General features: G+C 49.4%; 14 protein-coding genes. 3 read left to right on the top strand and 11 right to left on the bottom strand.

Going from position 1 to position 17,124, the window contains the following annotated elements; all coding sequences use genetic code 11:
- The first annotated feature begins 48 nt into the window (after window positions 1-48).
- Complete coding sequence (locus GWG06_RS01535; protein ID WP_127042404.1) at window positions 49-678, top strand: response regulator transcription factor; 630 nt, start codon at window positions 49-51, stop codon at window positions 676-678.
- Between the two features lie 112 nt (window positions 679-790).
- A complete protein-coding gene (locus GWG06_RS01530) occupies window positions 791-1,645 on the top strand; it encodes a hypothetical protein (RefSeq protein WP_160710937.1) in 855 nt (284 codons plus the stop codon).
- Between the two features lie 45 nt (window positions 1,646-1,690).
- Here the strand turns inward: GWG06_RS01530 and GWG06_RS01525 are convergent, their stop codons facing one another.
- The 8 genes from GWG06_RS01525 to GWG06_RS01490 form a co-directional block, all read right to left on the bottom strand.
- Complete coding sequence (locus GWG06_RS01525; protein WP_160710936.1) at window positions 1,691-2,860, bottom strand: acetyltransferase domain-containing protein; 1,170 nt, start codon at window positions 2,858-2,860, stop codon at window positions 1,691-1,693.
- Window positions 2,861-3,048: 188 nt separating this feature from the next.
- Window positions 3,049-6,312 carry a S41 family peptidase gene (locus tag GWG06_RS01520; protein WP_202182920.1) on the bottom strand — a complete coding sequence of 1,088 codons (3,264 nt, stop codon included), beginning with the start codon at window positions 6,310-6,312 and terminating at the stop codon, window positions 3,049-3,051.
- A 370-nt stretch (window positions 6,313-6,682) separates the two neighbouring features.
- Complete coding sequence (locus GWG06_RS01515; protein WP_160710935.1) at window positions 6,683-7,126, bottom strand: DinB family protein; 444 nt, start codon at window positions 7,124-7,126, stop codon at window positions 6,683-6,685.
- A 32-nt stretch (window positions 7,127-7,158) separates the two neighbouring features.
- Complete coding sequence (locus GWG06_RS01510; RefSeq protein WP_160710934.1) at window positions 7,159-9,066, bottom strand: AAA domain-containing protein; 1,908 nt, start codon at window positions 9,064-9,066, stop codon at window positions 7,159-7,161.
- Between the two features lie 19 nt (window positions 9,067-9,085).
- Window positions 9,086-9,730 (bottom strand): PAQR family membrane homeostasis protein TrhA, encoded by a 645-nt coding sequence (gene trhA, locus GWG06_RS01505; protein ID WP_127039889.1) that lies wholly within the window; start codon window positions 9,728-9,730, stop codon window positions 9,086-9,088.
- A gap of 108 nt (window positions 9,731-9,838) precedes the next feature.
- Window positions 9,839-10,816 (bottom strand): hypothetical protein, encoded by a 978-nt coding sequence (locus GWG06_RS01500; RefSeq protein ID WP_160710933.1) that lies wholly within the window; start codon window positions 10,814-10,816, stop codon window positions 9,839-9,841.
- 165 nt (window positions 10,817-10,981) lie between these two features.
- Window positions 10,982-12,079, bottom strand: a complete 1,098-nt coding sequence (locus GWG06_RS01495) for a serine hydrolase domain-containing protein (RefSeq protein WP_160710932.1) — start codon at window positions 12,077-12,079, stop codon at window positions 10,982-10,984.
- Window positions 12,080-12,181: 102 nt separating this feature from the next.
- Window positions 12,182-13,195: a zinc-dependent alcohol dehydrogenase family protein gene (locus GWG06_RS01490; protein ID WP_160710931.1), complete on the bottom strand. Its 1,014-nt coding sequence runs from the start codon at window positions 13,193-13,195 to the stop codon at window positions 12,182-12,184.
- Between the two features lie 84 nt (window positions 13,196-13,279).
- Here GWG06_RS01490 and GWG06_RS01485 point away from each other — a divergent pair, with 84 nt between their 5' ends.
- On the top strand, window positions 13,280-13,639 hold the full coding sequence (locus GWG06_RS01485; RefSeq protein ID WP_160710930.1) for a winged helix-turn-helix transcriptional regulator: 360 nt from the start codon (window positions 13,280-13,282) through the stop codon (window positions 13,637-13,639).
- Between the two features lie 311 nt (window positions 13,640-13,950).
- On the opposite strand, the gene GWG06_RS01480 is transcribed toward GWG06_RS01485, so the two are convergent.
- From GWG06_RS01480 to GWG06_RS01470, 3 genes are all read right to left on the bottom strand, one after another.
- Window positions 13,951-14,439, bottom strand: coding sequence for a hypothetical protein (locus GWG06_RS01480; protein ID WP_160710929.1), 489 nt, complete (start codon window positions 14,437-14,439; stop codon window positions 13,951-13,953).
- Window positions 14,440-14,679: 240 nt separating this feature from the next.
- The gene (locus GWG06_RS01475; protein WP_160710928.1) at window positions 14,680-15,858 is read right to left on the bottom strand and encodes a TlpA disulfide reductase family protein; all 1,179 of its coding nucleotides are present in this window, start codon (window positions 15,856-15,858) and stop codon (window positions 14,680-14,682) included.
- A 21-nt stretch (window positions 15,859-15,879) separates the two neighbouring features.
- Window positions 15,880-17,112: a TlpA disulfide reductase family protein gene (locus GWG06_RS01470; protein ID WP_160710927.1), complete on the bottom strand. Its 1,233-nt coding sequence runs from the start codon at window positions 17,110-17,112 to the stop codon at window positions 15,880-15,882.
- Window positions 17,113-17,124 lie beyond the last annotated feature (12 nt).

Below are 17,124 nucleotides of genomic sequence, written 5' to 3'. Positions count from 1 at the left end.
CAAAATAGGGAGTGCGGATGTTCATTTTACCAATCATCTTTACACATTATGATACATCTGGGAATTATAGAAGACGATCCGCTGGTACGTAGTACGCTGACAACATTCTTCAACGGTCAGCCGGGATTCATCTGTGAAATTGCGGCGGGTACAGTAGCGGGTTTCATGGAAGATTGGACAACAGACAAACAGATAGACATGGTGTTGTCTGATATTGGATTACCGGAGCAATCTGGCATCAAGGGTATTACGATGATTAAAAAGAAATCGCCCCGCTGTCAGGTGGTGATGCTGACCATCTATGATGATCCGGAGAAAATTTTCCAGGCGCTGTGCGCCGGCGCCAACGGTTATCTGCACAAACAAACGCCGCTGATGAAGATAAAGGAAGGGTTGCTATCGCTGAATGAGGGCGGTGCGCCTATGTCTCCGGGTATTGCCCGTAAAGTGGTTGCCTACTTCCACCCCAGGTCTGCCGACAATCTGCAGGAGAAAATTACGCCGCGGGAATCGCAGATACTGCAGGCGATTGAAGAGGGGCTTACCAACAAGGAAGTAGCTATCCGCCTGGATATTTCACTGGAAACTGTAAAATCACATATCAAAAATATCTACAAAAAACTGGAAGTCAACAGTCGTCATCAGCTGATTAAAGGGAAATATAAAAAAGAAGAATAGCCACCCCAAATGGGGATATAACGTTTACCCCTAAACTGTTTTATTTGCTGTGATATTAACCCGGTACAACTGCTGATGAATCTCTTCTGTTCATCTTCAAAATCCTTATATCATGCACAAACCACCAATAGCTTTTATCAGGCTTACCGGCGCCTGTATAGCAGGCATTTTATTGTTGAGCGGCTGTCTCCGCCGCTGGGAGCCTGCTCCGGACATTCCGGCCAATACCTGCAGACTGCAGCGCTATTTTTTTACCGGAGATGATGTAAGTGGTTTGGGTAATACCGGCTATACGCGTACCTACAACAGCAGCGGCAAACTAATCCGTCTTTCCGGTCTGCCAGGTCACAGTTCCAATGACACTATTGACGTACGTATTGCATATGGCGGCAATAAAACATGGCTCATCAGCCAGGCAAACACAACGGACACGCTGATGAAACTTACTACAGGCGCAGGCGGCAGACTCCTGAGTTATACTGCGGATATTCATTTCAGCGGAGGATTTACAGAACGTGCACAATACCAGTATAACAGCAATGGTACTGTAAAGCAGATTTTCCGGCAGGTACAGTCGTCTTCAGTTTCCTATCAGGATACCATCCGGTTTGGATATGACAGCTATCAGAATGTTCTGTACCGGCAAACCTCCCGGTATGATATCCGCTACGGTTACGCGTATGATTACTCCAAACCGGCCACCGGCAGCTATTATACGTACTTTACCTTTCCGGAGCTGATAACGCAGACAATACTGGAAATGGCCGGTCTGGCTCCCTATCAGCCGCATCATGCCATCAGCAACGCTACTGCTGCTACCTCCGGCTATCCGCTGATGAATTTATCCTTTGATAACTTCCATATTGACAGCAGCCATAAACTATTATCCTATAACCTGGAAGGGCGTGCTACATCCGGCTATTCGCTGCAGTGGAATTGTCAGCAGACATCCCCTGCTTCAAAATAGGCTACCGTTGCCCCGCAGGTTGCCTCTCCGGAGGCAGCCTGTATTTCAGATGTACCGCAGCCACCATTGCGTGTGGGTGCGCTTATACTGTCCGAACCACCGGCAGGGATAATACAGCGCGAGTACTACAGCTGCCCATATCGCATATACTACCGGTAACGTATATCCGAAATGTGCCTGCCGGAAGAAAAAGGGATTGTTATCGATAATCTGGCTGTTGTTATATCCGGTGAGATAAAAGAAGATGACCAGCAGTGCGTGCAGCAGATAAAAGTGAAGGATATAGTAAAAGAACGGCACATTACCGTAAACGGTAACAAACCGCGTCCAGGGCGATTGTACTTCTTCCAGCAATGCCAGCGCTATAAGTAACGGCCCCAGCGTCATACAGGCGTAATCCAGTGATGGCGGGTATTTGCTGGCATTCAGGAAGGCAAATACCTGACGTAAAGCGGATGCCTGTGGCTGCCAGGGTACAGGATCTCCGTAGTGATTTATTAAACGCAGCACCACAAACAATACAATCAGGCTGCTGCCGGCCATCAGCAGCAGCTGCTTTCTTTTTACAGCAACAAAGGAATGGCGGTACAGGTAACCGGTACAATAACCCAGCAGCATAATGCCTGTCCAGGGCAGAATAGCATAGAACGCTCCTACCAGGTGATGCTCATCCAGGACGATGATGGTACCACTGGCAGTCAGCAATATCCGCCACAGGTCGACCATCCGGCCCTGCTGCGGGAAAGTAATATAGTCGGCCGCGTTATGTCCGAAAAACAGCAGCAGGCCTATTACCAACGTAAGCGTAAATGGGTACCGGCTGAGCAGGCCCAGTATAATCATACTCCAGCCTATTGCCCATATCACCTGCAGTATAACAAAAGTAAAAAAAGGATTGAAGGTAAGTCCGAGGTTAACGATGGTGAGTTCCGCCACCACCAGCCAGGCGCCTCTTTTAATCAGGAACACCGCCGCTTCCTGCCGGGTCTTTTTCTGTGCCGACAGAAACGCCGACAATCCGGAAAGGAAAACAAATCCCGGTGCGCAGAAATGCGTTATCCAACGGGTAAAATACAATCCGACCGTAGTGGTAGCCGGATCCAGCGGATCTGCCGTAACGCCGGTAATATGAAAATAGTCCCTGGTATGATCGAGTGCCATCACAATCATGATCAGCCCGCGGAGGATATCTATTGAGGCAATACGGCGAGGCATAAAGGAGGAATTTGGTTAAATTTAAACAAAATAATTACGAATTACGAATTGCGAATTACGAATGTAAAAGCGAAGATCTGAACGGAGATTAAAGCGGATAACTATTAAGTATCACCTTTAATCTTCGTTCAGATCTTCGCTTTTACATTCGTAATTCGCAATTCGTAATTCGCAATTAACTACCTCATCTATCTTTTCTCATACGCAGGTTGCACCGGCGCTTTATACGCCTTTGTCTGCAGGGAGTTTTTGATTTCGGAGATGGCTCTTTCGAGTTGCGGATCGGTGCCTTTGGCCATATCTCCGAGGTTTTCATCTACGAAGATATCGGGATCAACACCGTGACCTTCAGCGAACCAGGTACCGTCGTTGTTGTACATACGGAAGCTGGGGGCGGTTACTTCACCGCCGTCGATAAGTTCGGGAGCGCCGCTGATACCGATTAAGCCGCCCCAGGTGCGGGTACCGATCAATGGGCCGAGGTTTGTTTTACGGAAGTAATCCGGGAAGGCATCACCGCCGGATCCGCTCCAGCCGTTAATCAGCATTACTTTAGGGCCGAAGTGCGCATAGCCGGGCCATTGTGTGGGGGTACCGCTGCGGGTAGCCCAGTAAGCCAGTGGTTTACGGTTCAGCATTTCGATGAAGCGGTCGGGAATTTGTCCGCCGTTGTTGAAGCGTTCATCAATTACCAGCCCATCCATGTGCCATTGTGCGTTGAACTGACGGATCAGTTCATCCTGGCCATCGAGGCCGGTGCTGGGTACGAAGATGTAGCCTACTTTGCCGCCTGTAGCATCCGCTACGCGTTTGCGGTTGCTTTCTATCCATGCGAGGTGACGCAGGCGGTATTCGCTGGCAACCGGTTTTATCACGGCTGTTTTAGCGCCATCGAAGGAAGGCTGGCTGTTATAGGTCAGCTCAATGGCTTTCCCTGCCAGCCCCTGGAAGAAGATAAACGGCTCCGACACAGTGGTAACGGGTACTCCGTTAACAGCCAGGATATAATCGCCGTCCTTGATTTTACTACCGGGCAGGTCCAGCGGGGAGCGTGCTTCATCATCCCATGCAGCACCGCGGATGATACGTTTGATTTTGTAGAATTTGCCGGCCGCTTCCCAATCGATGCCCAGGTAACCTACATTACCGCTGCGGGTTGTTTCGAGGTCACCGCCGCTGTTGTAGGTATGGGAAGCATTCATTTCACCGATCATTTCACCCAGTACAAAGCTGACTTCTTCCCTGGTGCGGGCGCCGTCGAGGATGCGGGCATATTTTTCCTTCACCTGATTCCAGTTTACGCCGTGCATACCCGGATCATAGAAGTAATCGCGTTCAATGCGCCATGCGTCATTAAACAACTGTTTCCATTCCTGCACAGGGTCTACGGTCATCACCATTTCATCTACCCGCAGCGCTTTCTCAATTTTCTGTCCGGCGGCTACGTCGATGATACCCATACGGCTGCCGGTAACCAGTATTTTATTGCCATCGGTGGAAACAGCGTACTGGCCCGGGTTTTTGATGATATCTTTCTCTTCTCTCTTCTCTATATCAAAATATTTCAGTGTGGTTTCACCCTCGCCTTCGCCTGTGTTGGGATATCTGACAAAGATAATTTTGCCTTTTACGGCAGCCAGCCGGCCGAAATTACCATTATCTACCGGCAGTACTGTCAGCCGCGCTTCCATATTATCCAGGTCGATGTCCACATCTTTTGAAGATTTTTCCTTTGCAGGAGCAGCGCCTTTCTTCTTATCCTTTTCCTTATCCTTTTCTGCAGGTGCGTCTGCCGCTTCATCCTTCTTCACTTCTACAGCATCATTTTTCTCCGGCAGTAATGGCGACGTGCCTTTCAGCAGACTAATGGCAGCTAACTTCGTAGAATTAGCATAGATGAAGGTATTGTCGATATCACTGTACAGTGGTTTGAATGACCGGTTGGTAGTTACATACAGGTATTTGCCTTCCGGATCAAATACCGGACCTGACACGTCATAGAAACCGCTGGTTACCTGATGACGGGTATTGTTCCTGGTATCATAGAGGAAGGTAATGCTATGTCCGTTCTCACCGTCACGGCTATACGTTGCCCAACGGCTGTCAGGGGACCAGTTGCAGAAGAAGGCGCGCAGGCTGCCATCTTCATAATGCAGTGCTTTGTCCATCTGCGTGGCTTTGCCGGTAGCAATATCCAGCATGTAGATTTTCATGTCCTGATCGATGAACACAATTTTTTTGCCATCCGGCGACCAGAAGATCCGATAGCGGTAACCCGGACCGAGGTGCGTCACCTGGCGGGCTGCATTCTCCTTGCCAGCTTCTGCCAGCCAGAGTTCATATTCGCCTGACTTATCACTCCAGTAGGCAATTTGTTTACCATCGGGCGACCACGTAGGGTAACGTTCTGCTACGCCGCTGGTTTGGGTCAGATTCTTTACAAAACCATCTTCTGCGGGCAGTGAGAACACTTCTCCGCGTGCGCCTACCAGTGCGCGTTTACCATCAGGGCTGATGGCCGCATACATAATATCCTTGCTGGCCTTGATCTGCTGCGGGCGCAGAGAAGCCACATCGGTGGTAACGCTTACTTTCACTTCGCTGGACTGCTGTGTAGCCAGTGAAAGCAGGTACAGCTTTCCGTTAGCTTCATACACAATCTCGGAAGGGCCCAGCGAGGGGAAATGTACGTCGTAGTCAGTGTAGTTGGTGATCTGCTCCACGGATTTATTATCCGTATTGTATCGCCACAGATTCATGCGTTTTTCCTTGCCGCGGTCCGACAGGAAGTAGATGTAGTTTTTATACCACATCGGCAGCTCATCACCTGCTTCACTTTTAGCAGAGAAATTTTCAGAAGTCTGCTTATCAAAATTGTACAGGTGTATTTCGCCTTTCATACCACCCCGGTAGCGTTTCCAGGTACGGAATACCTGTGAGTGGGTGGTTACGGCAATGCTTTTGCCATCGGGAGAAAAGGAACCGAATTCTGCATAGGCCAGTGGCATTCTGGTGGCCGGGCCGCCGGTTTCCGCGATAGTATAAAACTGGTTATACCTGTCTTTGGAACTTTCCCTGTTCGATGCAAAAAACACCTGTTTACCATCCGGTGTCCAGTCTACCATACGGTCAGAACCGCCATGCGAAGTAAGCCTGAAAGGCACGCCGCCGCTCACGGGCATTACATACACGTCCTGGTTACCGTCATAGTTAGCCGTAAACGCCAGCTTGTTGCCATCCGGCGAAAATTTAGGGAAAGTCTCCGTACCGGGAGGAGAAGATAAACGGATAGCATTACCTCCTGATTTGGGCACAATCCAGATGTCATTGGCATAAGAGAACGCAATATGCGTTTGGGAAACATCCGGATAACGGAACAGGGCCGCGTCTATCTGCGCGATAGCCTGCTGTCCGAGCAGGCACGCGCCGATGACGAATGATGTCTTCATCATAAGCGATTAAAAATTAAATTTTCTTGTACACAATATATGGCAGGGTTGATAAATTTAACCGGGGCAATTTAGTATTGCCCACCCGTAATGCTCCGGATAAAAATTCCTCCATGTATGACAGTCTAAATTACTTAATTACTATACATGATAGCGTGCATTCACCACGTAAAATAACCAATGATCATTTTTTTGGGTCCCTTTTGTTTAGGGCAGGAATACCGGGAAGTACAAATTACGAATTGCGAATTGCGAATTACGAATTACGAATGAGGAGCGAAGATGAAAGCGGAGAAGTAAATTCTTTATCCGCTTATATCTTCGCTCCTCATTCGCAATTCGTAATTCGTAATTTGTAATTCTTAATTTCCCTTTAGTAGTCTACCAGTTGCCTCAAATGGTGTTCCAGATGGGCTACGTAGTCGGTTGCAACGAAAGAAAGCGTTACCTGTTCGGGGCTGCCGGCATAGCAGGTGCGGTCGAACATGTGAGGAGGCATCTGGCGGAGCAGTGCCAGGAGCTGCATGTTATAGGAGGTCCAGAAGCGGATCAGTTGTTTGCTGTCTATCTGGTGGTAGTAGCTGTATTTGTTCCAGTCGTTCTGATTGTAGCCGATGGCAGGCGTATCTTCGAACTGGGCTCTGACGAAGCGCTGATGGTTATTGGTAGCGCTGTCTATGAGATGGCCAAGTATTTCTTTTTTGCTCCATTTGGAGGGCATCGGTTTGAAGGCAAAGGCTTCTTCACCGATGGCTTCCAGTAGTGGCGGGATTGTCTGACAAAGCCAGTCTAATCGCTGCAGGGTGGTATCTGTCATTTCAGAAAGTTTCAGAAGGTTATTAATACAGCTTATATATCCATAAATTCCCAGGCGCTGCGGTAGGCGTCTTTACTTTCGGCATAGGTGATGAAGTCTGCATAAAACGGGAGCTGTGACAAGGTTCCGCTGTCACCGATGATGACGAGTTTTTTGCGGGCGCGGGTCATAGCTACGTTCATGCGGCGTATATCGGACAGGAAACCGATATTGCCGTCACTGTTACTGCGGGTCATGCTGATGTATACGATGTCGCGCTCCTGTCCCTGGAAGCTGTCGATGGTATTGACGGCGATACGGTCCAGGTGAGGTTGCAATGACGGCGTATGTTGCAGCTGTTCGCGCAGCAGTTCCACCTGTTGTTTATATGGGGAGATGACGGCGATGGTCGGAAATTCCTTATCTGCGTGCGATGCCTGGAACGTTGCAAGCATCTGTGTGAGGTGCCGGAAGAGGAAAACGGCTTCTTCCGGGTTGGTGGTGCTGACACCTTCTGCTTTCTCATCAAAACCGCAGCCGGCTGTATCTACGAATGCCAGCGGCAGGTCTTCCGGAAAGAGGGTATGCTGAGCTACTGAATGATGTGCTTTCAGTTTGTTCTGGTAAAATACGGCAGAAGAATAGCCCATGATGGTTTCATGCATACGGTACTGTTCTTCCAGCAACACTACTGCTTCCGGGTACCTGGCCGCACATTTCTCCAGGAGTGTGTTGCTGAGCCCTTTGCGGGCCGCTTCATTTGACTTGATCGTTGGCGGCAGCTGACAGTGATCTCCTGCCAGTATCAGCTTCTGCCCTTTGATGGCGGGTATCCAGCAGGCTGGCTCAAGGGCCTGGCCAGCTTCATCGATCACCACTGTTTTATATTTCACCTGTCTTACCGTGTAGTGATTGGAACCTACGAGGGTAGCAGTGATTACCTGTGCTCTGGCGATAAGATCATCCGTGATATATTGTTCGGTTTTATCCACCTCCTTCATGATCTTATGCGCTTCATCGAAGAGGGCTTTGCGTTGCTCCCGCTCTGCCTTACCGAAATTGCGCTTGTATTTATGCGCCATGTTTTTAAACTCGGCGGCCTGCTTTTTAAGACGCTTGATCTCTTTGGTAGCCGGGTGTTTCGACATTTTACTGTCCAGGGTGAGTGCGTTGAGTCTTTCTGATACCCTGGCAGGGTTACCTACGCGTAATACATTCAGTCCTTCTTCGGAGAGTTTCTCGCTCAGCAGGTCTACCGCAGTATTACTGGGCGCTACTACCAGTACCTGTTGCTTTTCCTGTGCTATCAGTGCTTTGATGGCCTGTACCAGCGTGGTTGTTTTTCCGGTGCCGGGAGGGCCGTGCACGATCGCCAGGTCGTTGGCAGCAAGTATTTTATGGACGGCTTCCTGCTGTACAGGATTCAGCCGGGGTATGCTGAGTGGTGGCAGGTCTGTTTGAAAAGAGGGTGTTATTTTGCCGGTGAGGATCCTTACCAGGCGGCCTTCTTCTGGCTTCTCTGCGAGTGCGTCTGCCTGCCGGAGCGCGTTCTGCATTTCGTCATAGCTGTTGTCATCGAAGAGGAGATCTACCCCCAGCTTGCCGTCACTGGCCCATTCGGGCAGCTCGTCGGTACGCAGGGTCATTTTCAGGCGGTTGCCGCCTTGCCAGGTGATGACGCCTTCGGCTTTATTTTCTTTGGGATCATGATTGGAGAACAGCATGGCAGCTGCACCAAAGCGAAGCTGATGCGGCAGATCCTGATGCATCGTCCTTTCTATTTCTACTGTCAGATAGTCTCCCCGGCTCATCTCTGTTCCCCTGATGGCTACCGGGTACCAGGTAAGCCCGTTGGCCCTTCGCTCAGCTGCAGCAGTGGTGGCCGTTAGTTTCAGGTATGACTGCCGGTCTTCTTCCCGTTCAATCTTCAATAAATCCAGCAACGCTTTGAAATAATCCATCCCCCAAAGATAGTCAAATTTACATGGACAGCAGAATGGCTACATAGTGGCAGATGGCTGCAGAGAGCACCAGCAGATGCCATACCGCATGGGTATATTTATACTTATCCCAGATATAAAAGAATACCCCGATGGAATATAGTCCGCCGCCGATTACGAGCATAATTACCACAGACAATGGCAGCTCTGTAAAAAAGCGGCGGCCGCCCACTACCAGCATCCATCCCATGAGCAGATAAATAATGGTAGAGATGATCTCATACTTTCCCGTAAACCAGGTTTTAAACAGGACGCCGATCAGCGTCAGCGACCATAACACAGATAGCAGGGTGATACCAAACATATTATTCATATACACCAGCAGAAACGGTGTGTAGGTACCGGCTATCAGGAAATAAATGCTGATATGATCGAAGATGAGAAAGACTTTTTTTACTGCAGGTTCCTGGGAGATATGATAGATGGTAGAACAGGTAAACAACAGAATAAAACAGAAGCTGTAGATACCTGCTCCTACGATACCGGCTGTATTGCCATGCGTGGCGGCGATGCTGGTGAGCACCGGCAGGCCGCTGATACCGAATACTATTCCGATAGCATGTATTAATCCGTTTACGATTTCCTGTTTCCTGGTATATCCCGTTGGCGTTGCGATGATGGCCATGGCATTAATTTTTCCTTCACTGATCGTGTGTCAGTATCTGCACAGATACTGTATCTCTGCAAATGTAAAACAATCCGCTATCGGACCAGATAGAGTTTTTCTATGGAATTATATTTTTCCAAAGTTACCGGTCATCTCTCCGCCAGTCACCTGTTTCATGGCCCCGGTTTCCTGGTTGTACAGCCTGCAGCTGAAGCGCATTTTTACCTTCACGTAATAGGCGCCTCCCCCATCGCGGAAAGGCTCCGCACTTAAAATACTAAAGCTGCTGCCGGGCTGATCGCCGCTGATGGTATCCCATATCTGCCCCTGTTCATCCTGCCACCGGATTGTAATACCGCTGGTATATACAAACTCTTTCCTGGTGGCATAAGGGTAATCGCCTTTCGCAAAGAAAGCCGTAAAGCCGGCTTCTGTAACATTGAAATAATCATACAGCAGGGCTTTTGTAATTACCAGCTGTGTGACGCCTGGTGGTACAGGGTCGTCATCACGGGTGTTATAGACAATGCCTGCGCCGGCTACCACTTCCTCTACCCCATCCACACCAGAGGATGCTATATAGTTGTTATCTTCCCGGACATGCTGTTCGTATGGCTTTCCGGCTACTGTCATCCTGTAGTAATAGTCATCAGCAACAGCGGCCGCCGGGCTGACTACCACCATCACGTTGCATTCCATCTGCGGGGACCGCAGCGGAAAAACATGGACGCCATCCCTGCGGGGCGTACCTGTAGCGGGCAGCACAATGGTCTGCCTGCCGGGCGAAGTAAATACGCCTGTCCCGGAAAAAGTTATCCCGTTGACCGTTCCTGTAGTCATCGTCCAGGTTCCCGGCTGACTAACATTAACGGTTACACGCAAAAAGGCAGTCCCGGTAACATTTACACCTGTTTTGAAGATACCGGTGGCTGCAGCATCCGAGCATACACCCGAACCGGTAACAAAAGAATACAGTGCCGTACCGGCTACCCGCTGCCCGCCGTCTGCCTGCCCGTTTTCACGGGAATACTCTTTACTGCAGCCGAAAAGGGCCATCAGGAAGATGGAAAGGAGGATGGAGAGGGAGTTTGGTAAGTTTGGCATAGTTTAGCAAATATAATTACGAATTGCGAATTGCGAATTACGAATGTAGCATCGAAGATCTAAACGAAGATTGAAGGTGATACCTGATACTTATCTTCTTTAATCTTCGTTTAGATCTTCGATGCTACATTCGTAATTCGTAATTCGCAATTCGTAATTCCAAGCCTAATACAGCTCCTTCATCAACGCATCCCCTATCTTCTCCATATTCCCCGTGTCGGTATTACAAAGGAGAATAACGGTATTATGATCTTTCTCTACGCGCAGGAAGGCGCTGTTAAAGCCGTTGATATTTCCTCTTCTTTCGAGTATTTCCAGTGTATGGCCGGGCACTGCGGTGGTGGTAATATTCCGGTAGCTGCCGGGGGTCGGGTAGCCGCGGCTGTAACTGCTATTGCCCAGCGATTTCTCCGGTGTATACATCAGCTCCCGGGTAGATGGCTGCAGCAGCCGGTTGCTGTACAGCGCCGCATCCAGCAGCTGCAGGTCATGGATGGTAGAATAGATAGCGCCGGCGGTAGCATAGTTTTCAAATAATACCGATTCATCATTATAGACGGTATCTTTTGCAGAACCGGTACCGAAGCTGTAATTATGATAGCCATAGGCCAGCCGGGGGATCACCATCTTCTGGCTGATAACACCGGTATTGCTGAGTTGCAGGGGGCTGATAATTTTCTCCTGCAACACTTCGCTCCACTTTTTCCCGCTCACTTTTTCTATGACGGCTCCCAGCAGAATATAATCTACGTTGTTATAATTGAACTTACTGCCTGGCGTAAATACAAGCGTATCGCCGATATATCTTTTCATGAAGACGGCCGGCCGGGGGGTAGATTTGTTATAGTAGTCCCCGATCTTTTCATTGGGCAGCCCGGAGGTATGCAGCAGTAGTTGCCGGATGGTAATGTCTGCGTTATGCACCGGAAGTATATCAGGCAGGTATACACGCAGCGGTTGCGTTATATCCAGTTTTTTTTCTTCCTGCAACTGCAGGATCATGATAGCCGTAAACAGTTTGGTGACAGAGGCGATGGGAAAGCGGGTATCACTTTTTACCGGGATGGCAAACTGCCGGTTGGCCATCCCGAAGTAACCCTGGTAAACTACTTTGCCATGATGCACTACCAGGGCGGCTCCATCGAAATGACCCTGCCGGTGGTAACCTTGCAGGAGCGTATCAATACGGCGCTGAAGCGACTGGGAGAAAACGGCGGCAGGCAGCAGGAATAGCAGCAGTGACAGGAGGTAACGGGAACGCATATCTTCTTTTGTCCGTTAATTTATCAAATTTCCGCTCTTGTCATTCCTTTTTCTGTAACTGGACAAATAGAGATGATCTTCGTGTAATCATTTCCGTTATTTTCAGCTATGGCTGATGATCACCTTTCCGAATGCCTGGCCGGTTTCGAAGTAATGCATGGCTGCTCTGGCTTCTCTGAAAGGGAAAATACGGTCTATCACAGGTTTCAGCCTACCGGCGCTGACAGCGCGGTGCATAGCCATATGATGCGTGCGGCTGCCCAGCGCTACCCGGCGCATAGTGCCGCAACCGGCACTGAACAGGTTTATATCCGGGAGGGTACCGTCATTAGCGACTGCCCCGATAATGCTGACCTCCCCGTGGAGATGGAGGGATTGAAACGACTGATTCATGGTACCTGGGCCGCCTACCTCTATGATATGGTCCGCACCATGGCCATCTGTCAGGCGGCGTACTTCCCGGTGCCATTCCGGATGGATGCGGTAATTGATTACTTCGTCTGCACCGAGGGCAAGCAACTTCTCTGCCTTTTCTCCGGATGAAGTGGTAGCGATAACCCTGGCGCCTGACAGCTTCGCGAACTGCAGGGCAAACAGCGACACTCCGCCGGTACCAAGTGTCAGTACATTTTCACCTGCCTTTAGCGGGCGGCCGTCTGTCAGTGCATTCCAGGCGGTAACGCCTGCACAGGGAAAGGCAGCTGCCTCTTCCCAGCTGAGGTGGTCCGGAATTTTAACCAGGCTGCGTTCCGGCAGCACCTTATAGGTAGTGAGCATCCCGTCCAGCGAGCCGCCCAGCTGGGCGGAAAATTCAGGTGTGAAGGGGCCGTCGGTCCATTCCGGAAATACGACTGCCGCCACGCGGTCGCCGGTAGTAAAGCGATGCGTACCGCTGCCGGTTGCCATCACTTCTCCCACTCCATCAGCAACAGGGATCAGGGTCTGCTTTAACGGTAACACATATACGCCGTCCCTTATAATCATCAGTTCGCGGTAGTTCAGTGCGGAAGCCATCACACGGATCAGGACTTCACCGTATCCCGGCTGCGGCATTTCTTCCTCCAGCAATGTCATGGCATCGATTCCGGCTCCCGGTTGTACATAGTAACTTTTCATAGATAACGATCATTTGAATACGATGCAAAAGTCCATGCATATGCCTAGATTTGCAATAACGAACAAAATTGTTCGTCATCCTTCATGCGCAAAGAACAATCCACCAACGCAGAAAATATCAGGAAGATTATTGCCCTATGTCCGCTGTCCTACACGCAAACGGTTATCGGCGGCCGCTGGAAGCCGCTGATACTGGACCGGCTGATGCATGGCATACAACGTTACAGTGAAATACGGAAATCCATTCCACCCATTACCGAACGGATGCTGACAATGCAGCTGAAAGAGCTGGAACGGGACGGACTGATTGCCAGAGCTGAATATGGAAAAGTACCGATGAGAGTGGAGTATACGCTGACAGAAAAAGGCGCATCCCTGAAAACGGTGCTGACAGCCATGTACCACTGGGGCAGCGAGTTTAATACCACCCTCACAGCAACATGAAGCCGCATAAACACGGTGGCTCATACGGCTATCATGGATTGCTGGTTTTTCAGTTTTAAATGATATGCCTGCAGATGCGCGCTGCATTTTCTCCAAAAAGATCACAGTACCGTATATGCGAATATAGGCCCCATACAGGGCTGCAATTATGAAACTATTACTGAAAGCGGGATTCCGGGGTTATCAGACAATAATACCGGCAGCGATGCGGTGTGCAGATGCTGCCATATGCTCCTATGACATATATCAAACGTTCCCCAATGTAAATAACTTTCTGTAAATCAGCAAATGAATAACAAAACAGGTAACGGTCAGTACCTGAAGTAGACAATATCACTTTTCACACTTTCATTGATGTACCGCTGTATACCTGCAGGATCGGATACGGCGCCCCTGTAAAATATCTGCAGGCTCCACAACGCATCCTTTGCCTGGAAGCCAGAGTAGACATTATTCAGCGGCTGCTCAAAAACAAAGCTGACAGCTTTATGGGGCTGCAGTAGGGTCTGCCGGAGGCTGTCCGGCTGCATTGCTGATTTACGGGCTGTCTGCAGGGAAGATTCTCTGTACAGCACAATTTCTGTATTGCGCGCAGCGGTAGGATCACTGAGGAATACAGGCTCTCCACCGGTATTCTCAATGGTAAAATGTAAGGCAACTTTTTCTTTTCCCGCGCGGGTAGTATCGATATCCCCCAGGGTGATACGCAGAAAATTTACGGCCCTTCCGTTGGCATACCGGGGTGCAGTGCAGGACGTTCCCAGTACGATTAACAATGATAAAATCAATACCTGCTTCATGGCATAGCACTTTAAATGTCCATAGTCCATTACGCATGAATTCCTTTCTGCCGGGCCTCAGGGGGGTATCCATCTGTAATTAACCGGGAGCTGGTTTATCCGGGTTTTTAAAACATGCCGTGAATGTAGGGCCTTTTTTAATACGGGAGCACTGCGGTTTTTAATTTTAACAGGAATATAAAAAAGGGTGGCAGAAAATTGCTGCCACCCTCTTACAATAACCAGTCACTAATGAATTGATTACTCGCCCAGTGCTTTTTTCAGTGCGGCATCCAGTTCAGCGCCGCCATTGCCTACGAGCTTATAAATGATTTTACCATTCTTATCCAGCAGTAATTTGGTAGGGTAACCGTCTACAGCATACTTTTTGCTGACATCCGCATTTTCCTTACCGTCATTATTCAGGACGTTGATCCAGGCGGAAATGCCATCGGTCTGAACCGCCTGCTGCCATGACTTTTTAGCTTCATCAACGGTAGCTACTTTTTCACAGGCGATGCCTACGATTTCCAGTCCTTTGCTTTTGTATTTCTCATACACTTCCTTCAGGTGAGGGTGGCTGGCCCTGCACGGCCCGCACCAGCTGCCCCAGAAATCCACCAACACAAATTTACCCCGGAGAGAGGAAAGGGTAAACGGTTTACCGGACAGGTCCATCTTAGTGAAATCCGGTGCGGTATTGCCCAGCTCTGTAGCTTTGGTACCGCTGATGGTGTTTGCAATGTGCTTACCCAGGAAGGTGTTTTTGTACGTATCCGCCAGTTTACTGAATGTTGTGGTTAATTCGTCGGTACTGTAGCTTTTCATTTGCTGGGACAACAGCAGTATACTGACAAAGGAGCGGGGATGCGTAGCTATAAAGTCCTTTTTGAGGCGGACTTCCTGAGCAGACAGCTCTTCCACCTGTTTCATAACAGCCTTACGTGCAGTGCTGTCCTCCGGCTTTCTCAATCCGGCGCTCTGTTTACGCAGTTCCCAGATCTGTTTCACCAGCGGCATTGTTTTTCTCTTCAGCGCATTCATCTCCTCATTGGCTGCCCCTCCTGTTGCAGTTGCCAGGAACAGCTCACCGGCATTACCGGTAATGCGTACAGGCTTATCCGTTATAATGAATTCCAGTTTCGGAGCGGGCATGAACATTCCTCCCTTACTGAATTCAAAACGGGAAGCGGGATGATGTGATACCAGGGTGGCAGCCACCGGCAGCTGCATACCTTCCGTGGAAAAAGTGAATACGTCACCATTACGCCGGATAGCGCTATCCATTCTTTTACTGTCATCATACAGCAGGAGCAGCAGTTTGTTATCTCCCTGCCCCTTGATCTCCACTGTAATCTCATTTTTTTTCTGCTGCGCCATCACCGGCTGCAGGGCTGCCAGCAATAAGCCGCCGGCTACCGTCATCATTGTTTTCTTCATGGTTGGTATTGTGTATGATTTTTAGAAACCGGACATAGGCACAGATCCGGTAGCTTTTACCGCAGGAGCGGATGTAGCGCCGGCGAGTGCCTTTTTCACTTTTGCTTCCGCTTCTTCGGAATACCCGGTGAAACGTTCCATAATACGGCCCTCACGGTCTATCAGGTATAAAGTGGGGATACCGGAAAACTGGAAGGCGGACATGGTTTTTTCCTTATTATCGCTGAGCAGCTGCAACCATGGCATATTTTCATCTTTCATGGCCTTGTGCCAGGCGGCTTTGTCTGTATCAATGGAGATGCTTACCACATCAAATCCTTTCTCCTTATACTCACTATGCAACTCCTTTACTTTCGGGATAGCCTGGCGGCAGGGACCGCACCAGCTTGCCCAGAAGTCTACCAGCAGGTATTTACCCTTAAACTGCTCCAGGCCCTGCAGTTTGCCTTCCGCATCGGGGTATTGCACTACCGGCATAGGCTGACCTGCTTTCAGTTTCATGGCCTGTGCACGGTTATCGATAATGGTTTGTTTCAATTCCTTTGCTTCTGTCAGCCATGGGTATTTCACCATTAACTTTTCCAGCAGCACCATAGCGGCATCATATTCCTTTCCGCTCTCTGTTCCGGCCATACGGCGGATGGAATAAATAATCACGGGGCGGTCCTGGTAGGCCAGCAGCAGCACGGAGTCCCGGAGCCTGTTATCTTCCCGGGAGGGATTATACTTCTTATGATCGCGCATATAGGCAAACCAAGTGGTATCCGTTGCTTTCTTTGCAAAGTATTCCATGTTTACCTCATCCACCATCCGAAGGTAGCCCATATTGCTGTTCAGTACTGCCAGGTTGATGTAGTTGTTATCATAGGAGCCATTCACATAATTGTAATGCGGGATCTTCATCTTTACGCGGGCAGTATCGTATCCTCTCATTTTCACCTGTACATCGCCGTCGCTCCAGAAGGTGGCGCGATCCCAGTGGAAGGCATCCAGCGTATATATACCCTGGTGGTCCTGTTTGATTTTAAACGAGAAAGATCCGTCTTTCCCTACCACACAGGAGTCTACCGGCTTAGGCTTTCCGGAGAGATTTTCTTTCAGCAGGAATACTTTATTTACTTCCTGTCTGGGATCTGTAAATTCCACGCTTCCCTTAACGGTCATGTTTTTCACAATGCCTGACTGCTGCGCGGATAATACGGCCGGCGCTGCCAGCAAAGCCAGCGGAATACTCATTTTTAATATCTTCTTCATCAGCTATGAATT

Source organism: Chitinophaga solisilvae (genome assembly GCF_009928525.1).
Classification (GTDB): Bacteria; Bacteroidota; Bacteroidia; order Chitinophagales; family Chitinophagaceae; genus Chitinophaga; species Chitinophaga solisilvae.
Note: the sequence above shows the minus strand (reverse complement) of the source record. Positions and strands in the feature narration are given on the sequence as shown.

Bases quoted from the DNA above. Each gene is read 5' to 3' on its own strand.
- GWG06_RS01535 (WP_127042404.1), top strand. From the start codon at position 49: ATGATACATCTGGGAATTATAGAAGACGATCCGCTGGTACGTAGTACG.
- GWG06_RS01530 (WP_160710937.1), top strand. From the start codon at position 791: ATGCACAAACCACCAATAGCTTTTATCAGGCTTACCGGCGCCTGTATA.
- GWG06_RS01525 (WP_160710936.1), bottom strand. From the start codon at position 2,860: ATGCCTCGCCGTATTGCCTCAATAGATATCCTCCGCGGGCTGATCATG.
- GWG06_RS01520 (WP_202182920.1), bottom strand. From the start codon at position 6,312: ATGATGAAGACATCATTCGTCATCGGCGCGTGCCTGCTCGGACAGCAG.
- GWG06_RS01515 (WP_160710935.1), bottom strand. From the start codon at position 7,126: ATGACAGATACCACCCTGCAGCGATTAGACTGGCTTTGTCAGACAATC.
- GWG06_RS01510 (WP_160710934.1), bottom strand. From the start codon at position 9,066: ATGGATTATTTCAAAGCGTTGCTGGATTTATTGAAGATTGAACGGGAA.
- trhA (WP_127039889.1), bottom strand. From the start codon at position 9,730: ATGGCCATCATCGCAACGCCAACGGGATATACCAGGAAACAGGAAATC.
- GWG06_RS01500 (WP_160710933.1), bottom strand. From the start codon at position 10,816: ATGCCAAACTTACCAAACTCCCTCTCCATCCTCCTTTCCATCTTCCTG.
- GWG06_RS01495 (WP_160710932.1), bottom strand. From the start codon at position 12,079: ATGCGTTCCCGTTACCTCCTGTCACTGCTGCTATTCCTGCTGCCTGCC.
- GWG06_RS01490 (WP_160710931.1), bottom strand. From the start codon at position 13,195: ATGAAAAGTTACTATGTACAACCGGGAGCCGGAATCGATGCCATGACA.
- GWG06_RS01485 (WP_160710930.1), top strand. From the start codon at position 13,280: ATGCGCAAAGAACAATCCACCAACGCAGAAAATATCAGGAAGATTATT.
- GWG06_RS01480 (WP_160710929.1), bottom strand. From the start codon at position 14,439: ATGAAGCAGGTATTGATTTTATCATTGTTAATCGTACTGGGAACGTCC.
- GWG06_RS01475 (WP_160710928.1), bottom strand. From the start codon at position 15,858: ATGAAGAAAACAATGATGACGGTAGCCGGCGGCTTATTGCTGGCAGCC.
- GWG06_RS01470 (WP_160710927.1), bottom strand. From the start codon at position 17,112: ATGAAGAAGATATTAAAAATGAGTATTCCGCTGGCTTTGCTGGCAGCG.